The sequence below is a fragment of the Aggregicoccus sp. 17bor-14 genome, from assembly GCF_009659535.1.
GTDB lineage: Bacteria > Myxococcota > Myxococcia > Myxococcales > Myxococcaceae > Aggregicoccus.
Genome location: NZ_VJZZ01000012.1, coordinates 127274 through 145770, shown reverse-complemented (window position 1 = coordinate 145770; position 18497 = coordinate 127274). Strand labels below are relative to the sequence as shown.

Here is an 18497-nt window from a genome sequence, read left to right as displayed (position 1 = left end):
ACCGTGCCGGCATGAACTTCAAGCCCCCCTCCCGCTTCGACGCGAGTCAGCTCCCGCAGAAGTACCGCCACCCCGGCCACGAGGTGGGGAAGATGACGAAGGTGGCGGGCAAGCGCATCGGCGGGGCGCTGCGCGCGGAGCAGGCGCGGCAGCAGAAGCGCAAGGACTCGCGCGGCGCGGGCGGTGGCGCAGGCACCCGCAGCGGCGGCCGGCGCTAGAGCGACTTCAAAGGATTGCCTACCCCGCCAGCACGTCGTGCCCGAGCTTCAGCACCAGCGCGAGCACCACGCCGAGCACGACGATGCGCACGAACCGGTCCCCGCCGCGCACGGCGAGGTGTGCCCCGATCCACGCGCCGGTGAACTGGGCGGCAGCCATGGGAAGTGCGTACTGCCAGAGCACGACACCGCGGCTGGCGAACAGCCCCACGGCCGCGAGGTTCGACGCGAAGTTCACCACCTTCGCGTCCGCGCTCGCACGGCTCAGGGTGCGCCCGAGCAGGCCCGAGAACGCGATGATGAGGAAGGTGCCGGTGCCGGGGCCGAAGAAGCCGTCGTAGGCGCCGATGGCGAGCGCCACGAGCGCACCGATGGCGAGCAGCCGCTGGCGCGGGGGCTGCGGGTGGCCGCCGGGCGGGGGCGCCCTGCGGAAGGTGAGGAACACGGCCACCGCGATGAGCAGCACGAGCACGAGCGGCTTGAGCACCTCGGGCTTGAGCGCGAGCACGAGCGCGGCGCCCAGCAGCGAGCCCACCAGGCCCAGCGGGAAGGTCCAGCGCGCGAGCCCTCCGTCCACCATGCCGCCTCGGCTGAAGCGCACCAGGGCGGCGAAGGAGCCGAACACGCTCTGGCCCTTGTTCGTGCCCAGCGCGAGGTGCGGCGGAAGCCCGGTGGAGAGCAGCACGGGCAGGGTGATGAGCCCGCCCCCTCCCGCGATGGCGTCCACGATCCCTGCGCACAGGGCGGCAAAGCACAGCAGCAGGAGCTGGAGCGGCGCGAGGGCGTGCAAGTCGACCGGCCGAGTACCACGCCTCGGCCCCCGAGCGCTGCCGGGAACTTGCCCCTACCACCCCGCCCCGGCGCACAATCGGGGCCGTCTCCCCTGCCCTGCCGAGGTTCCCGCCCGTGGTCCTGCTCCCCCTGCTCCTCACGCTGCTCTCCGCGAACCCCGGCGAGCCCGGCGGTCCCGTCTGCCGCACCGCGGACAGCAAGACAGTGTGCGGCTACAGCTGCGTCACCGACTCCTTCGGCACCCAGTGCGCCCAGACGCCGCAGGGCCGCTGCAAGGTGGTGGACGGCAAGGCGGTGTGCTTCGACCCGCCCGCCTACCTCGTGCGCATCTACGGCGCGAGCCTGCCCGAGCCCGAGTGCAAGGGGCTCGAGGGCCAGGCCGCCTGCGGCTACCACTGCGCCGCGGACTTCGGGGACGTGAAGTGCGCGCGCACGCCGAAGGGGGTGTGCCAGGCGCGCAGCGGCAAGGTGACCTGCTTCGACCCGCCGCCCGTCGTCTACGCGAGCTGGGGCAGCGCCACGCCCGCGGCCGAGTGCCGCGCCTACGGCCAGAAGCTCGCGTGCGGCTACGGCTGCGTGTCGGGCACGGAGGGGGTCGCGTGCGCGGCGACGCCCGCGGGCGTGTGCCGCAGCGAGGCGGGCCGGGTGCTCTGCTTCGACCCCGCCCCCTCCGCCATCTGCGCGCTGGGCCGCAGCCTCCCGCCGCAGCAGTGCCGCTCGAGCGACGGCCAGGCGGTGTGTGGCTACGCCTGCACCTCGGCCTTCAGCCGCGCCGCCTGCGCGCGCACCCCCTACGGCCTGTGCAAGGTGAGCGACGCGCAGGTGACCTGCTTCGACCCGCCGCTGCTGCCCCCCGCGGACAGCAGCTGCCTCAGCCTGCTGGGGCTCGCGGCGCTCGAGGGGCCCTAGCGGGCCTGTCGAAATCCCGGGGGCCGGTTCGTCGCCATGGAGAAAGGAGCCATTCCATGGCCATGCAGAAGCAGCTTCCCGGGAAGTTCGTGTGGTTCGAGCTCGTCACGCCGGACGCGAAGAGGGCGCAGGCCTTCTACGCCCAGCTCCTCGGCTGGGGCGTGCAGCCCCACCCCATGGCGGGCGGCACGTACGACATGATCACCGCCGGCGAGGCGATGATCGGCGGCTACCTGCCTCCCGGACGGGGGCAGCCCCCGCGCTGGGTCGCGTGCGTGTCCGTGGAGGACGTGGACGCGGCGGCGAAGGAGGCGGTGGCCCGCGGCGGCCGGGTGCTGGAGGGGCCGCTGGACATCCCCGAGGTGGGGCGGCTCGCGCGCATCGCGGACCCCGAGGGCGCGGAGCTCACCCTGTTCCGCAGCCTCGGCGGCGACCCGCCGGACGGCTGGGCCCACCACGGCCACTGGCTGTGGAACGAGCTGCACACGCACGACCCGAAGCGCGCGCTCGCCTTCTACGCGGCCGTCGCGGGCTTCTCCTCGAAGGCCCTGGACATGGGCGAGGCCGGCGCCTACCACGTCCTGCACCGCAACGGCGCGGACCGCGGCGGGGTGACGAACCACCTGCCCGGCGAGGCGCCCGCGCACTGGCTGCCCTACGTGTCGGTGGATGACGCGGACGCGGCGCTCGAGCGCGCGCGGCAGCTGGGCGGCAAGGTGTGCATGGAGGCCACGGACATCCCGGGCGTGGGCCGCTTCGGCATCCTCACGGACCCCACCGGCGCCTCGCTCGCGGTGATGAAGCCCGCGCCCATGCCGCCGCCTCGTGCCTGAGTGAGGCCGAGCCCCCCAGATGCAACCGGATTGCGTCTGGGTGGATCAGGAGCAGGCCCACCCGAGCGTGAGCACCTCGGAGTGCTGCGCGCTGGCCTGGGCGCCCGCCCTAGTGCAGGGAAGGGTTCCCCTGGAGCCCGAGCGCACGTGTTCAGGTGACGGGGGCGGGGCCCGATGGTGTTGAATGCGGCGCACCATGGTCCGCGCTCTCCACGTTCCGGGTCTCCTGCTGCTCCTGTGTGCCTGCGCGCACGCCCCCGCCGCGCCTCCGGCGCTGCAGCAGGGCTCGCACGAGCAGGTGCTCAACGGCGTACGGCTGTACTACCGCGTCGCGGGGAGCGGCCCGGCGCAGCGGCCGCCCGTGCTCTTCCTGCACGGGGGCCCGGGCTACAACAGCGAGAGCTTCGCGCGGCTCGCAGGCGTTCGGCTCGAGCGCAGCGCGCAGTGGATATACCTGGACCAGCGCGGGTGCGGCCGCTCGGAGCGGCCATGGACCGGCGACTACGCGCTGGCCACGCTCGTGGAGGACCTCGAGGCGCTGCGGCGCTCGCTCGGCGTGCCGCGCTGGGTGCTGATGGGCCATTCCTTCGGGGGCGCGCTCGCGCTCGAGTACGCCGCGCGCCACCCCGAGGCGGTCGCCGGGCTCATCGTGGTGGACGGCCTGTGGGATGGCCCCGGCTCCTATGCGAGCTGGGCACAGACCCTGGAGGAGTGGTACCCGGGTCGGCTCGCGAAGGCGCCGCCCGCCGACTCCGACTTCACCCGCGTCACCACCGCGCTGCAGGGCCTGGATGCCAAGGCCTTCTTCGACCGGATGCAGTGGCACCAGCCCGCGCGGCTCGCGGAGATGGAGCGGGTGGACGCGCAGAGCGGCCTGCGCAACACGGGCGAGCTGTCCCGGGCGCTCTTCGCAGGCGAGCTGCTGCACTACCGCTTCGGCGCCGCCGAGCGCATCCAGGCGCCTGCGCTGGTGATCATCGGTCAGCACGACCGGGCCATCGGGCCCCAGACCGCGCGCGCCCTCGCGCAGGCCCTGCCCCATGCCACCCTGCGGGAGTATGCGCAGAGCGCCCACTTCCCCTACCTCGAGGAGCCGGAGCGCTTCGAGCGGGACGTGACGACCTTCCTCGCCCACCTCCCCTGAGCCTCCCGCAGGGCTGCGGGCAGGCGCCGGGCCCCGGGTCGGCGCCCCTGCTCGGCTGCTTTGCCCCTGCCCTGCACAGCGGTAGGGTCTCGCCCCTCGGAAACGGAGCTGCGCGCGCGATGGCCGAAGGGGAAGTCCGACAGTTTTTCGTCCGCAACGAGGCCGGCACCGTCTGGGGCCCCCTCGCGCCGTCGACGATCGAGTTGCTCCTCGCCAACGGCGTGATGAAGGGCCGCCTCGAGGTGTCCGAGGACGGCACCGCGTTCGCGCCGCCGGGCGACTTCCCCGCGGTGCGCGAGCTCATCCCGCGCGAGAAGTGGGGCACGGGCGCGCAGGGCTCCGGCCCCGCGCTCGCGCCGCCGCCGCCGGCATCGGTGATTGCGCCGCCGCCTCCGCCGGCCGCCAGCGCTCCGCCCGTCATCGCGCCGCCGCCCGCCGCCGCGGCGCCGCCGCGACCTGCACCGCCGTCGCCTGCCTCCACCGCCGCGCCGCGGCCTCCGCCCGTCCTCACGCCGCCGACGCCCGCGGCCGCGAACGCTCCCCCTCCTCCGGGCACCGCTGCAGCCGCGCCTCGAGCGCCTGCGGCAGCACCGACGCCCTCGGCACCTCCTGCACCGGGCACCGCTGCTCCGCGCGCGGCGCCCGCCGGAGCACCCATCGCGGGCCCCGGCACCCGCGCCCCCGGCTCCACCGCGCCCGCGGGCGCCGCGCCGCCTCCGGGCGGCCCCCCGAAGCTCACCCCGTCGGAGCCCGGAGCCCCGCGCCCTGCTGCGCCGCCTCCCTCACCCGCGGCCGCCGCTGCGCCGCCTCGCACCACCTCCTCGTCGGCGGTGCCGGCCGCAGCGCCTGCGGAGCCCGCGGTCGAGCTGCCGCCCGCGGAAGGGGAGCTCTCGGAGCTCTCGCCGGTGCGCCTCTACGCGCGCGCCGCTGCGGGCGACCAGAGCGCGCTGCTCACGCTGCACCTCTCCGACCGCGTGCTGGAGCTCCACTTCCGGCGCGGCGCCCCCGAGCACGTGGCCTCGAGCCACCCGGACGACGCGCTCGGCACCTTCCTCGTGAGCGCGGGGCTGCTGAGCGCCGCGCAGGTGGCCCAGGCGGAGGAGGCGCGCGAGCGCTTCGGCGGGGAGCTGGTGGGCGCGCTCTTCGGGCTCGGCCTGCTCAACCCGGCCGTCGCCTTCGCGCAGCTCGCGCAGCGCTCCCAGGGGCTGCTGCTGCGCGCGCTGCTCGCCGAGAGCGGTCGCTTCACCTTCGTCCCGAGCGAGCTGCCCGCGCACAAGGCGATGCCGCTCGGCAACCGCTGGGCGGTGCTCAGCGACCTGGTGCGCCGCATCCCCACGCCCGAGCTGCGCCGGCGGCTGCAGCCGGTGCTCGAGCTGCCCATGCTCAAGTCCGGCGGCCTCGTGCCGGTGAGCGACCTGCGCCTCACGCCGCAGGAGGTGCGCGCCCTGGGCTTCGTCGACGGCGTGCGCTCGCTCGCGCAGCTCACCCAGGAGCTCCCGGCGGAGGCGGACCACGTGCTGCGCCTCGCCTTCCTCCTGCGCGAGCTGGACGCGGTGAGCTTCGCGGCGCTGCCCTCGCGCCCCGCGCGCACCGCCACGCCGCCCACGGGCACCGCCGCCGCGGCGCCCGGCGCAGCCCCTCGCCCGCCTCCGCAGGCCAGCGCTCCGCCGCCCGCTCAGGCGGCAGCCCCGCGTCCCCCGCCTCCCGCCGCCGCCCCGCGGCCTGCGCCCGCTGCCGCCCCGCGGCCCCCGCCCGCCGCGGCGCCCCCGCCTGCGGCGCCCCGCCCGCCCCCCGCCGCCGCGGCACCTGCGCCGGCGGCGGCCCGCCCCGGCCCTCCGCCGCCCACGCTCTCGCCCGAGACGGAGCTCGCGCAGCTGCGCGCGTACGCGGCCACGCTCAAGAAGCAGAACCACTTCGAGCGGCTCGAGCTCTCCGAGAAGACGGACGCGAGCAGCGTGAAGGTCGCCTACTTCAAGCTCGCCAAGCTGCACCACCCGGACACCCTGCCCGCGGGGGCGGCGGCCGAGCTGCAGAAGCTCAAGTCCGAGGTCTTCGGCTACATCGGCGAGGCCTACCGCACGCTGCTCGACGACGCCTCGCGCGCCCAGTACCTCGAGGTGCTCCAGAGCGGCGGCGAGGGCGAGGTGGACATCGGCAACATCCTGAAGGCAGAGGAGCTGTTCCAGAAGGGCTGCATCCTGGTCAAGGCGCGCAAGTTCCCCGAGGCCGTGGAGATGCTCGACCAGGCCATCCTCCTCAACCCCGACGAGCCCGAGTTCTTCGCCTGGCGCGGCTACGCGCGCTTCTTCACCTTCGCGGACAAGAAGGCGGGCGCGGCCGAGGCCTCCAAGGACCTGCAGCTCACGCTCTCGCGCAACGAGCGCTGCGTGCCGGCGCACTACTTCCTGGGCGTCATCGCCAAGCTGTGCGGGGACGCCGCCGCGGCCCAGAAGCACTTCCAGCGCACCGTGGCGCTGCAGCCGGACCACATCGACGCCCAGCGAGAGCTTCGGATGGCGGCGCAGAAGAAGTAGGGTACACCCCCTCCGGTGTTCCCCTCGCGGGGGCCCTCGAGCCCCCGCGCGCCCGATCGCCGTCCCTCTTCGCTTCAGGAGAAGTCCCCTTGCCCCTCACTGGGAAGCAGCGCCGCGCCCTGCGCGCCCTCGGCCACCACCTCGATCCCGTCGTCCTCGTCGGGCAGAACGGCGTCACGGACGCCGTCGTCGCCGCGGTGGACCAGGCCCTCCACGATCACGAGCTCATCAAGGTGAAGGTCAACGAGGGCCCCGAGGACCGCAAGGAGGCCGCGCAGCGGCTCGCCGAGGCCACCGGCGCCGAGCTCGCCCAGCTGCTGGGCCGCACCGCGCTGCTCTTCAAGAAGCGCGACGAGGACTCGAAGTTCGAGAAGTTCTAGGGCGCGTCTCCAGAGCCCCCAGAAGAGCCCCCAGTAGAACCGCTAGAAGAACCGCGCCGCGCGCCCCGCCAGCCGGGCGCCCGCGCCGAGCCGCTCGAGCAGCGCGGGGCCGAAGTACTGCCGCCGCGCCTCGCCCCGGTCCCCCGCCACCGCCTCGGGCGTCTCCACGTAGCCCACGTAGCCGCCGCCCAGCCCCAGCACCACCGTGCCCGGCCCCGCAGCCCCGGAGAGCCGCTCGCCCGCCGCCACCGTGGGCTCGCCCGGGATGGCGAGCAGGTGCAGCGGCCCGAGCCGCAGCGCGCCCACCTCGGCCACCTGCAGGCTGCTGCGGCACAGCAGCGTCTCGCCCGCGCGCTCGAGCGGCAGGGGCGCGAGCCGCGAGGCATCCGGGTGCGGCAGGGCCAGCTCCACGCGCGCGTAGTCCAGCCCCGCCACCTCCACCGGCGCGAGCGGCGCCCCGGCGGCGAGCTGCGCGAGCGCCCCCGCGAAGGCCCCGGGCGCATCCTCGCCGCCGTCCAGCGCCGCCGAGGCGTTGCCCGCGGCCCCCTGCAGCACGAGGCTGACGCCGGCCCCCCGGGCCTCGCGCTCCCGGGCGAGGCGCCCCGGGTAGTCCGGGTCCAGCGTGCGCAGGTGGCGCTGCACCAGCGTGGGGTGCGCGGAGAAGACGAGCAGCTCGGCGATGCCCCCGTGCTCGCCCTGCAGCACCGCGCGCAGGAGCCGCCCGTCGGGGGCCTCCTCTCCGGAGCGCGAGCGCACGAGCCCGGGCGCCCGCGCCTCGCCCAGCCGCAGCCGCGCGGGCGCAAGGGCGCCGTGGGCCTCGGTGAGCGCCCGGGCGGCGGCCACCACCGCCACCTCCTGCAGCTCGGGCCGGTAGCGCCCCATCCCCGCCACCTCGGCGACGAGGCGCGGGTCGTAGCCGCCCATCGACGAGTGGGTGTGGGTGGCCAGCACCAGCACGCCCTGCAGCCCGAGCCCCGCCACCCGCGCGCGCACGGCGGCCACCAGCGGCTCGGGCGCGCTGAGCAGATCCAGCAGCACCATCCCCACGCTCGCGCCGCCCGCCTCCACGACGAGCGCCCGGGCCTGCAGGGGCACGGGCCCCGCCTCCATGTCCGGCAGGGGCGGCCGGTAGCCGGCCCCCCCGGGCGCGGGCCGCGGGGGCTGCAGGGCCACCCGCGCGGCGCCTGCCCTCAGGGCCCCCCGGCCGTGGGCCTCGGCCACCACCCTCGGGGGGCGCTCGGGCCAGGGCCCGCACCAGTCCAGCGAGGCGAGCGCCCAGGCGAGCGCCAGCCCACACAGGAGCAGGAGGGGGAGGAGGCGCAGCAGGCGGCGCCGGGAGGGGGGCATGTGGGGGCACCCTACCCCAATCGACCCCTCCCGCTCCCATCCCTGGCCGCCGGGCGGGCAGCGCGCTATAGGAGCCCCGCATCGCGGCCAGCCCTGCGGCATCGGACCGGGTCCCAGAGCGGAATGCCCTGACGAGAGGGCACGTTCCTGATCCGTTTCACAGGCGAGAAGGGGAGAAGGCAAACGGCATGTGCGGCATCTTCGGAATCAGTGGCCATGCGGAAGCAGCGAACCTGACCTACCTCGGGCTGCACGCGCTGCAGCACCGCGGGCAGGAGGCTGCCGGCATCGTCGCCTCCGACGGCACGCGCCTGCACGCGCACCGCGAGGAGGGCCTCGTCGCGGACATCTTCACCAGCCGCGTGCTGGAGAACCTCCCCGGTGAGAGCGCCATCGGCCACGTGCGCTACAGCACGGCGGGCGGCGCGGGGCTGAAGAACGCCCAGCCGCTCTCGGTGGCGTACGCGGGCGGCCAGCTCGCGCTCGCGCACAACGGCAACCTGGTGAACGCGACCGAGCTGCGCGAGGAGCTCGAGAGCGCGGGCGCCATCTTCCAGTCGGACTCGGACTCCGAGGTCTTCATCCACCTCATCGCCCGCTCGCAGAAGCCCACCTTCGAGCAGAAGCTCGTCGAGGCGCTGGGCCGGGTGAAGGGCGCCTACAGCCTGCTGCTCATCACCCCCAAGCGCCTCGTCGCCGTGCGCGACCCGCTGGGCATCCGCCCGCTCGTGCTGGGCAAGCTCAAGGGCGGCTGGGTGCTGGCGAGCGAGACCACCGCGCTGGACCTCATCGAGGCGGAGTTCATCCGCGAGATCGAGGCGGGCGAGATGCTGGTCATCGACGAGAAGGGCATGCGCAGCCTGCAGCCCTTCGCGCCCGGCGGGAAGCTGGGCCGCTGCATCTTCGAGCACGTGTACTTCGCCAAGCCGGACTCGGTGCTCTTCGGCCTCAGCGTGTACGAGACGCGCAAGCAGCTGGGCAAGCAGCTCGCGCGCGAGGCCCCGGCTCCGAACGCGGACCTGGTCATCGCGGTGCCGGACTCCGGCGTGCCCGCCGCTATCGGCTTCGCGCAGGAGAGCGGTATCCCCTACGACGTGGGCCTCATCCGCAGCCACTACGTGGGGCGCACCTTCATCGAGCCGCAGCAGTCCATCCGCCACTTCGGCGTGAAGCTGAAGCTGTCCGCGGTGCGCTCGGTGCTCAAGGGCAAGCGCGTGGTGGTCATCGACGACTCCATCGTGCGCGGCACCACCAGCCGCAAGATCGTGAAGCTGCTCAAGGCCGCGGGCGCGCTCGAGGTGCACCTGCGCATCAGCAGCCCGCCCACCCAGTGGCCCTGCTACTACGGCATCGACACGCCGAGCCGGCAGGAGCTCATCGCGAGCAGCCACAGCGTGGAGGAGATCGCCCGCTACGTCACGGCGGACAGCCTCGCCTACCTCACCGAGGAGGGCCTGGGCATCGCGGTGGGGGACAAGGCGCGCTCGAGCTTCTGCACCGCGTGCTTCAGCGGGAAGTACCTCACCGAGGAGCTCAACGCCCCGGTGCGCGCGGACCTCACGCACCCCACGCCCGCCGCCCTCGAGCCCTCGGTCCCGGCGCCCGCCGCGGCCCGCGCCGCCGGCCTCGTGAGCGCCTAGCGCTCCCGTGTCCTCCCTCTCCCTCTGGGAGAGGGTCGGGGTGAGGGATGTCCCTCCCCTACCCCAGCGCCTCGGCGAGCCGCGGCAGCGCCTCCCCCAGCCGCGCCTCCACCCGCAGGTGCGCGAGCGCATCGGCCCGCGTCTCGCCCAGGTTGAGCACGGCCACGTTCAGCCCCCGCTCGCGCGCGCGGCGCACGAAGCGCAGCCCCGAGTACACCGCGAGCGAGGTCCCCACCACGAGCAGGGCCTCGGAGCGCTCCACGAGCGCGTACGCGGCCTCCACGGTGGGCGGCGGGACGAAGCCGCCGAAGAACACCACGTGCGGCTTGAGCAGGCCCTCGCCACAGACGTCACAGGTGGGAACCCGGAAGCTCGCCACGGCCTCCTCGTGCAGCTCGGCGTCGCCGTCCGGGCGCACCTCCACGAGCTGTTGCGCGAAGTCCGGGTTCAGCGCCTGGAGCCGCTGCTGCATCCGGTCGCGCGGGGTGAGCGCGCCGCAGCCGAGGCACAGCACCTCGGCGAGCGCGCCGTGCAGCTCGATGACCTGGCGGCTGCCGGCGCGCTGGTGCAGGCGGTCCACGTTCTGGGTGATGACGCCGGAGACGTGGCCGCGCGCCTCGAGCTGGGCGAGCGCGGCGTGCGCCGCGTTGGGCTCGGCGGCGCAGAAGCGGGGCCAGCCGAGCAGGCTGCGCGCCCAGTAGCGCTGGCGCACCTCGGGCTTGCGCAGGAAGTCGCGGTCCTGGATGGGGGTGCGCAGGCGGCCGCGCGAGGCGGGGCCGCGGTAGTCCGGGATGCCCGACTCGGTGCTGCAGCCGGCCCCGGTGAGCACCGCGACGCGGCGGCCGCGCAGCAGCTCGGCCAGGGACTGCAGCGCGGCGGGGTCACAGGCCTCGGCGGGCAGGATGGTGGCGGGCGTCATGCCCCCGGAAGCTAACGCGCAGGCCCCGCGCGCGCAGGCGCCCCGGCCAGGCGCGTGGAGGCTCAGACGATGGAGGGGATGGACTCGGGGCCGGCCTCGAGCACCGACACCAGCCGGCGCAAGCCCTCCTCGAAGCGCTCACGGGTGGTGGGCGGGCCGAGGCACACGCGCACGCCCGGCGAGAAGGCATGGGGCGGGACGGCGAACAGCTCCGCGGAGCCCACCGCCACGCCCGCGCGGCGCGCCTGCGCGGCGAAGGCGTCCGCGCGCCAGCGTCCCGGCAAGGGCAGCCACAGGTGCAGGGCCGGGCCCGGGACGGCGCGCGGCAGGTGCTTGCCGAGCAGCGCCTGCGCCCGCGCGAAGCGCCAGGAGGCCTCGCGCCGGCGGCGCAGCACCAGCTCGTCCGCCGTCCCGTCGGAGATCCACCGCGTGGCGAGCTCCGCGCTCAGAGGCGCCGCCATCCAGGTGGTCATCCAGATGCCTTGGGAGAGCGCCTCCACCTTCCCCTCCGGCGCCGCGAGGTACGCGATGCGCAGGCCGGGAGACAGCAGCTTGGACGTGCCCGCGATGAAGTAGGTGTGCTCGGGCGCGAAGTGCGCGAGCGGGCGCGGCCGCTTCTCGAGCAGCAGCCCGTACGCATCGTCCTCGACGACCGCGAGCTTGCGCGCCTTGACCACGGCGGCGAGCTTGCGGCGCCGCTCCTCGGACATCACGGCGCCGGTGGGGTTCTGGTGCGTGGGGATGACGTAGAGCACCTTCGCATCGCCCCGGCAGGCCGCCTCGAGCGCGTCGGGGCGCAGGCCCTCCGCGTCCATCGCCACCCCCTGCAGCCGCAGCTGCAGCCGCTCGGCGAGCTTCTTCACGCCCGGGTAGGTGAGGGCCTCGGTGAGCAGCGTGTCACCGGGGCGCGTGAGGGCGGCGAGCGCGACCTCCATCGCGTGCTGGGCGCCGGAGCACACGGTGACCTGTCCCGCGCTCACCGCGAGCCCCTGCCGGCCCATCCACTGTGCGCCCGCGGCGCGGTGGGCGGCGAGGCCCACGTGCGGCTGGTACGCGAGCAGGGCGCTGCGCTGTGGGCTCTTCGCAATCTCCGCGAGGGTGCGCTCGAACGCGGTTGCGTCGTACTGGCCGGCGGCCGGCACCGGCCAGTTCAGCTCGAGGTTCACCACCCCGCCCTCCTCCGACTCGGCGACCGGGGGCGGGAAGCGCGTTTTCTCGCGGCCGCGCACGAAGGTGCCGCGGCCCACCTCCCCGCCCACGAGGCCCTGCCGCTCTACCTCGGCGTAGGCCCGGGTGATGGTGCCCACGGTCACCCCGACCCTCTCTGCGAGCTCGCGGTGGGTGGGCAGCCGGGTGCCCGCCGGCAGCCGCCCGGTCTGGATGTCCTCCACCAGCGCCGCCGCGATGATGCGGTACAGCGGGCCCCGTCGGTCTCCCAGCTTCGGCACCCACATTGTCACGGTGACACTCGTTTCGTTTGTACGCCGGCGCTGCAGATTGTACCCATACCCCGGGAAGTCTGCCGCGATTGTACCGATACAATCTGGCGCAGCGCCCGGGGAGTCCACATGCTGCCCGCGTACCTGCTGATGTGCCTGGTGTACGGAACCACCTTCCTGGCGATCAAGATGGGGCTGTCCGCAGGCTTCCCACCCTTCCTCTTCGCGGGGGTGCGCTTTTTCGTCGCGGGGTTGATGGTGCTGGGGCTGCTGCGTGCGCGCGGCGTGGCGCTGCCGCGGGGGCGACGGACCCTCGGCTCGCTCGCGCTCATCGGCGCGGGCAACACCTTCATCCCCTTCGCCTGCCTCTACTCCGCCGAGCGCTTCATCCCCTCGGGCATCGCGGCGATGCTCACCTCCACCGGGCCCGCGCTGGTGACCCTGTTCCTGCTCGCACTCGAGCGGCGCCGGCCCGAGCGGCTGCAGTGGCTGGGCCTGGGCCTGGGGTTGCTCGGGGTGTGGCTGCTGGTGGGGCCATCGGTGGACGCGGGCAGCTACGGGCGCGCCACCTGGGTCGCGGCGGGCTCGGTGCTGCTCGCGCAGGTGGCCGTGGCGGGGGCGAGCGTGTACTCGAAGCGGGTGCTCTCGCGCGGCGTGGAGCCGCTCGCGATGAACGGCTTCCAGATGGTGTTCGGATCGTCCGGGCTGCTGCTGCTCTCGCTCGCGTTCGAGCGCGGGCCGCTCGTGCTCGCCGATGCCCCGCGCGCCCTGGGCGCCCTCGCCTACCTCACGGTGATGGGCTCCATGGTCGCCTCGGGCATCTACTTCTGGCTCGTGAAGCGCACGGGCCCGGTGTTCCCCTCCACCTGGCTCTACGTCTCGCCGATGATCGCCCTCTTCCTCGGCTCACTCGCGCTCGGCGAGCCGCTGCCCGCCACGAGCCTCGCCGGCGCGGTGCTGGTGCTGGGGGGCGTGCTGCTGACCAACGCACGGCTGCTCTTCACCCGGTGGGCGGCCGTCCTCGCCCCGCGGACCTAGGGAGCGACCATGGTCTCGTGGGAGCGCTGGGTGGGCTTCGCCCTCGTCGCGCTGGGCATGGTGTGCACGCCCGGCCCCAACATGCTGTACCTCGTCTCGCGCTCGGTGACCCAGGGGCGGCGGGCGGGACTGGTCTCGCTCGCGGGGATCGTCCTGGGCTTCGTGTTCTACCTCTTCGCGGCGGCGCTGGGCATCACGGCCGTGCTGCTCGCCGTGCCCTACGGATACGAGGCGCTGAAGCTCGCGGGTGCGGCGTACCTCCTCTTCCTCGCGGTGAAGGCGGTGCGTGGGAGCGGGACCGTCTTCGCCCCGCAGCAGCTGTCCATCGACGCGCCCCGGAGGCTCTTCGGCATGGGGCTGCTCACCAGCCTCCTGAACCCCAAGGTCGCGGTCCTCTACCTCTCGCTGCTGCCGCAGTTCATCGACGCGGGGCGCGGCGGCATCTTCGCGCAGAGCCTCGTGCTCGGCAGCACGCAGATTGCCGTCAGCGCCACGGTCAACACGCTCATCGTGTGGAGCGCCGGTACCGTGGCGGGCTGGTTCCAGACGCGCCCCTCGTGGGTACGGGTGCAGCGCTACCTGATGGGCAGCGTGTTGGGCGGCCTCGCCGTCCGGCTCGCGCTCGAGCACCGTCCCGGGTGAGTGGGCGTCTACCGCACGCGCTGAGTCACGGAGCGGCGTCCCCCATGAAGCCCTGCAGGTCCGCGGGCAGGGGCGCCTCGAAGTGCACCGTCCGGCCGTGCTCCGGGTGGGGAAACGCGATGCGCCAGGCGTGCAGCGCGTGGCGGGGCAGGCGCAGGCGCTCCCAGGCCTCGGGCTCGAGGCAGTGGCGGCTGAAGCGGTCGAAGTAGCCGGGGTCCGGGCCGTACATCTTGTCGCCCACGAGCGGGAAGCCCGCGTGCTGCAGGTGCACGCGGATCTGGTGCTGGCGCCCGGTGCGCGGGCGGCAGCGCAGCAGCGCGAAGGGCGCGCCTGCGCGGGTGAAGCGGCGCAGCACCTCGAAGTGGGTGTGGCTCTCCTTGCCCACCGCCGGGTCGATGCGCACCGCGATGCGCACCTGCTCGGTGCCCTCGGCGATGGGCGCGTCCACCTCGAAGGCGTCCCGGGGCGGGTGGCCCTCGCACACCGCGAGGTACTCCTTGTGCACGTCGCGGCTGACGAAGAGCCGGCCGAGCACGCGGCAGGCCTCGGTGGTGCGGCCGCACACCACCAGGCCGCTCGTCTCGCGGTCCAGCCGGTGCACGGGCTCCGCGTAGGCGAGCCCGAAGCGCTCGCGCAGCAGCGACACCAGGGTGCCGCGGTGGTAGCGCGCGGTGGGGTGCACGGGCAGCCCCGCGGGCTTGTCGAGCACCAGCAGCCACGCGTCCTCGTGCACCACGCGCAGGTCGGTGGGGACCTCGGGCTCCTCGCTCGCGCGGCGGCGCAGGTGGAAGGCGAGCCCGGGGACGAGCAGCGTGGAGGGCTTGAGGGGCCGCGCTCCGCGCACGCCCCGGCGGATGACGCCGTGCAGGCGCTCGCGCGGGATGCGGCGAAGCTTCTCCAGCAGGTAGTCGTCGAGCCGCCAGCCGGCGTAGTTCGGCTCGACGACGAAGGGGATGTCCACGTAGCGGGCGTCGTCTTCCATGGCGCGCCCCTGCTCTAGCACCTCTGCTCAGCGCAGGGGCGGTGCGCCCAGGCGCTGGCGCAGCGAGCTCAGCAGGTCGTCCCACGCCACGATGCCGTCGAGCACCGGGAGCACGTCGGCCACCGGGAGCCTCAACGCGTAGCGGCGCGGGTCGGACACCCACGGCACGTGCTCCACCAGCTGCAGCTCGAAGTCCACGCGCAGGTAGTGGTGCGGCAGCTCCTCCAGCTCCACGTAGAGCGGCGCCGCGGCGCGCCCCGGGGGGCCCAGCAGCGCGAGCCGGTCCTCGAGCGCCCCCTGCAGCCGCTGCAGCACCTGCTGCGGCTCCGCCGACGTCACGGCCACGTTGCGCGCCCCGGCCGCGTACGCCGTGAGGTAGGCGTGCAGCCCTGCCCCCTCCTCCTCTTCGGCGCGCTCGACGCCCTCGGCCGCGAGCAGCGGTCCCGCTTCTCCCAGGAAGGTCCCCTGCATGTACTCCCCCCGGCGAGGCTCGCCCTGCCCCGCCTTGCAGTCCACCTCACTGCCGAGCAGAGGTGGGTGCGGGGAGCCTTCCGGGCCATGCCCCCGAAGTCGCGGGAGAGCGTCGGGTGCAGGGCAGCGCGTCCCACCCGTGGGTCAGGGTCCGGCGCGACGCACCCCGCACGCGACGACGGCGCCCCCCTTCCGCCGGGTGGGCGCCGCCTGGAGTGCCGCTCTCGCGGGGGCCCGCGCCGTCAGCCGATGGCCGCGAGCGGCACCGGCGCCGAGACCCCGAGGAACCCGGCGTAGATGTCCGCGATGCGCTCGGCGCTCTTGCCGTCCCACTTCTCCGGGATGCGGCCCTTCTTGCCCTGGCCATCGAGGATGCGCAGCGCCTCCGTCTTCACGCGCTCGGGGTCCACGCCGACGACGAGGTTCGTCCCCACGTCCACGGTGATGGGGCGCTCGGTGTTCTCGCGCAGGGTGAGGCAGGGCACGCCCAGCGCCGTGCTCTCCTCCTGCAGGCCGCCGGAGTCGGTGAGGATGAGGCGCGCCTGGGAGGTGAGGCACAGGAAGTCCAGGTAGCCCAGGGGCTCCACGAGCTTCAGGCCCGGCGCCGCCTCCAGCAGGGCCGACAGGCCCCCCTCGGCAATCATCTTGCGGGTGCGCGGGTGCACGGGGAAGACGATGGGCAGCCGGTGGCTCACGAAGGCGAGCGCGCCCAGCAGCCCGCTGAGCGTCTTCACGTCGTCCACGTTGGAGGCGCGGTGCAGCGTGCACACGCCGTACTGGCCCGCGGTGAGGCCCAGCCCCGAGAGCGTCGGAAGCCGCAGGGCCGCCTCCCGGCTCTGCAGCAGGGAGTCGATCATCACGTTGCCCACGAAGTGGATGCGGCTCTTCTCCACGCCCTCCTTGAGGAGGTTCTCGTCCCCGTCGGGGCTCGGCGTGAGCAGCAGGTCCGCGATGCGGTCCACCACCAGGCGGTTGATCTCCTCCGGCATGCGCCGATCGCCGCTGCGCAGCCCCGCCTCCACGTGGGCGAGCGGGATGTGCAGCTTGCTCGTCACCAGCGCGGCCGCCACGGTGGAGTTGACGTCGCCCACCACGGAGACGAGGTCGGGCCTCTCCTCGAGGCACACCTTCTCCAGCGCCATCATCACGCGCGCCGTCTGCTCGGCGTGGCTGCCCGAGCCGATGTTCAGGTGGATGTGCGGCGCGGGCAGCCCCAGGTCCGTGAAGAAGACGTCACTCATCTTCACGTCGTAGTGCTGCCCCGTGTGCACGAGGACCTGGGTGAGGAGGCCACGCGCTGCAATGGCCTTGTAGATGGGCGCCACCTTCATGAAGTTGGGGCGCGCGCCGACGATGTGGAGGACCTTCTTCATGGCGAGACCGAAGGTAGGCACGCCCCCGCGGCTGCCTAGGGGGCGCGCGTCGAGGGCCCCCCGAGCGTCCTGAATTTGATAGAGGCGGAGGATCATGGGCTCCTCCACCGTCGCCGTGATTCCCGCCCGCTACGCGAGCACCCGCTTTCCGGGCAAGCCGCTCACCCTCATCGGCGGGCGCCCGATGATCCAGCACGTGTGGACGCGCTGCCAGGAGGCGGGCTGCTTCACGGAGGTACTGGTGGCCACGGACGACGCGCGCATCGCGGACGCGGTGCAGGGCTTCGGCGGGCGCGCGGTGATGACCAGCCCCGCGTGCCCCACGGGCACGGACCGGGTGGCGGAGGTCGCGCGCGGGCGACCAGACGTGGACGTGTGGGTGAACGTGCAGGGCGACGAGCCGCTCGTGGACCCGGCCTCGCTGCGCACGCTCGCGGGGCTCTTCGAGGACGCGGACGTGCAGATGGCCACGCTGGTGCGGCCGCTCGAGGCCGCGGACGCGGTGAGCCCCAACGTGGTGAAGGCGGTGCTCGCGCTCGACGGCGACGCGCTCTACTTCAGCCGCGCGACGCTGCCCTTCGTGCGCGAGGCGGCGGACGTGGGCAGCGTGCGCCGCTGGGCGCACCTGGGGCTCTACGGCTACCGGCGCGACACGCTGCTGCGGCTCGCGGCGCTGACCGAGACCCCGCTCGAGCGCGCCGAGAAGCTCGAGCAGCTGCGCGCGCTCGAGCACGGCATCCGCATCCGCTGCGGCCAGGTGCAGGGCCACACCGTCGCGGTGGACGTGCCGGAGGACGTCGCCAAGGTCGAAGTGTTACTGCGCTGACCGTGTCCTCCCTCTCCCTCTGGGAGAGGGTCGGGGTGAGGGACGTGCCCGCCCCACCGTGTCCCTCAGAGCACCGGCAGCTCCCCCGTGTCCTCGCCCACGGGGAACGCCGCATCGAGCCGCGCGAGCTCCGCGTCCGAGAGCCGCACCTCCGCCGCCTTCGCATTCTCCCGCACGCGCTCGGCCTTGCTCGACTTGGGAATCGCGAGCACCGAGGGCCTGCGCACGAGGAACGCGAGCGCCACCTGCCGCTCGCTCGCGCCGTGGGCCTTGGCAATCTCCGCGAGCACCTTCCCGCCCTTGGACGTCGCCTTCGGAAACTGCCCGCTGCCGAAGGGGCTGTAGGCCACCACGGCGACGCCGTGCGCCTCGCACCACGGCACCACCGCGTGCTCGATGCGCCGCTCGAGCAGGTGGTAGAGCACCTGGTTGCACGCGATGCGCCCGGGCCCCGCGAGGCGCAGCAGCTGCTCGAGCTCGGGCACGTCGAAGTTGCTCACGCCCCAGCTGCGCACCTTGCCGTCCTGCTGCAGCTTCTCGAAGGCGCGCACGGTGTCCTCGAGCGGGTGCGAGCCGGGCCAGTGCAGCAGGTAGCCGTCGAGCCGGTCGGTGCGCAGCCGCTTGAGGCTCTTCTCGCAGGCGCGAAGCGTGCCCTCGTAGCTTGCGTTGGAGGGCAGCACCTTGGAGACGAGGAACACCGCGTCGCGCCTGCCGGCGAGCGCCTCGCCCACCAGGCTCTCGACCTCGCCGTGGCCGTACAGCTCCGCGGTGTCCACGTGGGTGAGGCCCGCGTCGAGTCCCGCCTGCAGCGCGCGGATGCAGCCCGCGCGGTCGTCCTCCTCCATCTGCCAGGTGCCCTGCCCCAGCACCGGGACCTCGAGTCCCGTGCGGCCCCACGCGCGCATCTGCATCGCCAAACCTCCCGTGTGCGCCTCAAGCTGCGCAGCGCTCCGCACTTCTTCACACGCGGCCGCGCTGCACGCCCGCCCGCTTCGCGTTACACCCCCGGC

Annotated in this window: 18 protein-coding genes; 10 read left to right on the top strand and 8 right to left on the bottom strand. The window is 74.2% G+C overall.

Annotation, left to right across the window (positions count from 1 at the left end; translation table 11 throughout):
* Positions 1-11 precede the first annotated feature (11 nt).
* Positions 12-218, top strand: a complete 207-nt coding sequence (locus tag FGE12_RS22050; protein ID WP_153868532.1) for a hypothetical protein — start codon at positions 12-14, stop codon at positions 216-218.
* 19 nt (positions 219-237) lie between these two features.
* Here the strand turns inward: FGE12_RS22050 and FGE12_RS22045 are convergent, their stop codons facing one another.
* Complete coding sequence (locus FGE12_RS22045; protein WP_153868531.1) at positions 238-1008, bottom strand: TSUP family transporter; 771 nt, start codon at positions 1006-1008, stop codon at positions 238-240.
* A 116-nt stretch (positions 1009-1124) separates the two neighbouring features.
* Between FGE12_RS22045 and FGE12_RS22040 the strand changes: the two genes are divergently transcribed.
* The 5 genes from FGE12_RS22040 (at position 1125) to yhbY (ending at position 6810) form a co-directional block, all read left to right on the top strand.
* A complete protein-coding gene (locus FGE12_RS22040) occupies positions 1125-1919 on the top strand; it encodes a hypothetical protein (protein WP_370459105.1) in 795 nt (264 codons plus the stop codon).
* A 56-nt stretch (positions 1920-1975) separates the two neighbouring features.
* Positions 1976-2752 carry a VOC family protein gene (locus FGE12_RS22035; protein ID WP_153868529.1) on the top strand — a complete coding sequence of 259 codons (777 nt, stop codon included), beginning with the start codon at positions 1976-1978 and terminating at the stop codon, positions 2750-2752.
* A 196-nt stretch (positions 2753-2948) separates the two neighbouring features.
* Positions 2949-3896: an alpha/beta fold hydrolase gene (locus tag FGE12_RS22030; RefSeq protein WP_194798154.1), complete on the top strand. Its 948-nt coding sequence runs from the start codon at positions 2949-2951 to the stop codon at positions 3894-3896.
* A 119-nt stretch (positions 3897-4015) separates the two neighbouring features.
* A complete protein-coding gene (locus tag FGE12_RS22025; protein WP_153868527.1) occupies positions 4016-6430 on the top strand; it encodes a DnaJ domain-containing protein in 2415 nt (804 codons plus the stop codon).
* Between the two features lie 89 nt (positions 6431-6519).
* Entirely contained in the window at positions 6520-6810 is a 291-nt protein-coding gene (gene yhbY, locus FGE12_RS22020) for a ribosome assembly RNA-binding protein YhbY (RefSeq protein ID WP_153868526.1), read from the top strand.
* A gap of 42 nt (positions 6811-6852) precedes the next feature.
* Here yhbY and FGE12_RS22015 read toward each other — a convergent pair whose 3' ends face one another.
* A complete protein-coding gene (locus FGE12_RS22015) occupies positions 6853-8157 on the bottom strand; it encodes a hypothetical protein (protein WP_153868525.1) in 1305 nt (434 codons plus the stop codon).
* 188 nt (positions 8158-8345) lie between these two features.
* On the opposite strand from FGE12_RS22015, the gene purF reads away from it, so the two are divergent.
* Positions 8346-9797: an amidophosphoribosyltransferase gene (gene purF / locus FGE12_RS22010; RefSeq protein ID WP_153868524.1), complete on the top strand. Its 1452-nt coding sequence runs from the start codon at positions 8346-8348 to the stop codon at positions 9795-9797.
* Positions 9798-9855: 58 nt separating this feature from the next.
* Here the strand turns inward: purF and FGE12_RS22005 are convergent, their stop codons facing one another.
* Both FGE12_RS22005 and FGE12_RS22000 read right to left on the bottom strand, forming a co-directional pair.
* The gene (locus FGE12_RS22005; RefSeq protein ID WP_153868523.1) at positions 9856-10716 is read right to left on the bottom strand and encodes an NAD-dependent protein deacetylase; all 861 of its coding nucleotides are present in this window, start codon (positions 10714-10716) and stop codon (positions 9856-9858) included.
* Between the two features lie 62 nt (positions 10717-10778).
* Complete coding sequence (locus FGE12_RS22000) at positions 10779-12170, bottom strand: PLP-dependent aminotransferase family protein (protein ID WP_153868620.1); 1392 nt, start codon at positions 12168-12170, stop codon at positions 10779-10781.
* A gap of 114 nt (positions 12171-12284) precedes the next feature.
* On the opposite strand from FGE12_RS22000, the gene FGE12_RS21995 reads away from it, so the two are divergent.
* Both FGE12_RS21995 and FGE12_RS21990 read left to right on the top strand, forming a co-directional pair.
* Complete coding sequence (locus FGE12_RS21995; protein ID WP_153868522.1) at positions 12285-13193, top strand: DMT family transporter; 909 nt, start codon at positions 12285-12287, stop codon at positions 13191-13193.
* Positions 13194-13202: 9 nt separating this feature from the next.
* Positions 13203-13835, top strand: a complete 633-nt coding sequence (locus tag FGE12_RS21990) for a LysE family translocator (protein ID WP_153868521.1) — start codon at positions 13203-13205, stop codon at positions 13833-13835.
* A 25-nt stretch (positions 13836-13860) separates the two neighbouring features.
* Here FGE12_RS21990 and FGE12_RS21985 read toward each other — a convergent pair whose 3' ends face one another.
* From FGE12_RS21985 to wecB, 3 genes are all read right to left on the bottom strand, one after another.
* Positions 13861-14817, bottom strand: coding sequence for an RluA family pseudouridine synthase (locus tag FGE12_RS21985; protein WP_153868520.1), 957 nt, complete (start codon positions 14815-14817; stop codon positions 13861-13863).
* A 27-nt stretch (positions 14818-14844) separates the two neighbouring features.
* Positions 14845-15288, bottom strand: a complete 444-nt coding sequence (locus FGE12_RS21980) for a hypothetical protein (protein ID WP_153868519.1) — start codon at positions 15286-15288, stop codon at positions 14845-14847.
* Between the two features lie 242 nt (positions 15289-15530).
* Positions 15531-16661: a non-hydrolyzing UDP-N-acetylglucosamine 2-epimerase gene (gene wecB / locus FGE12_RS21975; protein WP_153868518.1), complete on the bottom strand. Its 1131-nt coding sequence runs from the start codon at positions 16659-16661 to the stop codon at positions 15531-15533.
* Positions 16662-16755: 94 nt separating this feature from the next.
* Here wecB and kdsB point away from each other — a divergent pair, with 94 nt between their 5' ends.
* Positions 16756-17487, top strand: a complete 732-nt coding sequence (kdsB, locus tag FGE12_RS21970) for a 3-deoxy-manno-octulosonate cytidylyltransferase (protein WP_153868517.1) — start codon at positions 16756-16758, stop codon at positions 17485-17487.
* 65 nt (positions 17488-17552) lie between these two features.
* Here the strand turns inward: kdsB and FGE12_RS21965 are convergent, their stop codons facing one another.
* Positions 17553-18398: an aldo/keto reductase gene (locus tag FGE12_RS21965; protein ID WP_153868516.1), complete on the bottom strand. Its 846-nt coding sequence runs from the start codon at positions 18396-18398 to the stop codon at positions 17553-17555.
* Positions 18399-18497 lie beyond the last annotated feature (99 nt).

Bases quoted from the DNA above. Each gene is read 5' to 3' on its own strand.
- kdsB (WP_153868517.1), top strand. From the start codon at position 16,756: ATGGGCTCCTCCACCGTCGCCGTGATTCCCGCCCGCTACGCGAGCACC.
- FGE12_RS22005 (WP_153868523.1), bottom strand. From the start codon at position 10,716: ATGACGCCCGCCACCATCCTGCCCGCCGAGGCCTGTGACCCCGCCGCG.
- FGE12_RS22035 (WP_153868529.1), top strand. From the start codon at position 1,976: ATGGCCATGCAGAAGCAGCTTCCCGGGAAGTTCGTGTGGTTCGAGCTC.
- FGE12_RS22030 (WP_194798154.1), top strand. From the start codon at position 2,949: ATGGTCCGCGCTCTCCACGTTCCGGGTCTCCTGCTGCTCCTGTGTGCC.
- wecB (WP_153868518.1), bottom strand. From the start codon at position 16,661: ATGAAGAAGGTCCTCCACATCGTCGGCGCGCGCCCCAACTTCATGAAG.
- FGE12_RS21995 (WP_153868522.1), top strand. From the start codon at position 12,285: ATGCTGCCCGCGTACCTGCTGATGTGCCTGGTGTACGGAACCACCTTC.
- FGE12_RS22015 (WP_153868525.1), bottom strand. From the start codon at position 8,157: ATGCCCCCCTCCCGGCGCCGCCTGCTGCGCCTCCTCCCCCTCCTGCTC.
- purF (WP_153868524.1), top strand. From the start codon at position 8,346: ATGTGCGGCATCTTCGGAATCAGTGGCCATGCGGAAGCAGCGAACCTG.
- FGE12_RS21990 (WP_153868521.1), top strand. From the start codon at position 13,203: ATGGTCTCGTGGGAGCGCTGGGTGGGCTTCGCCCTCGTCGCGCTGGGC.
- FGE12_RS21985 (WP_153868520.1), bottom strand. From the start codon at position 14,817: ATGGAAGACGACGCCCGCTACGTGGACATCCCCTTCGTCGTCGAGCCG.
- FGE12_RS22000 (WP_153868620.1), bottom strand. From the start codon at position 12,170: ATGTGGGTGCCGAAGCTGGGAGACCGACGGGGCCCGCTGTACCGCATC.
- FGE12_RS21980 (WP_153868519.1), bottom strand. From the start codon at position 15,288: ATGCAGGGGACCTTCCTGGGAGAAGCGGGACCGCTGCTCGCGGCCGAG.
- FGE12_RS22025 (WP_153868527.1), top strand. From the start codon at position 4,016: ATGGCCGAAGGGGAAGTCCGACAGTTTTTCGTCCGCAACGAGGCCGGC.
- FGE12_RS22050 (WP_153868532.1), top strand. From the start codon at position 12: ATGAACTTCAAGCCCCCCTCCCGCTTCGACGCGAGTCAGCTCCCGCAG.
- FGE12_RS21965 (WP_153868516.1), bottom strand. From the start codon at position 18,398: ATGCAGATGCGCGCGTGGGGCCGCACGGGACTCGAGGTCCCGGTGCTG.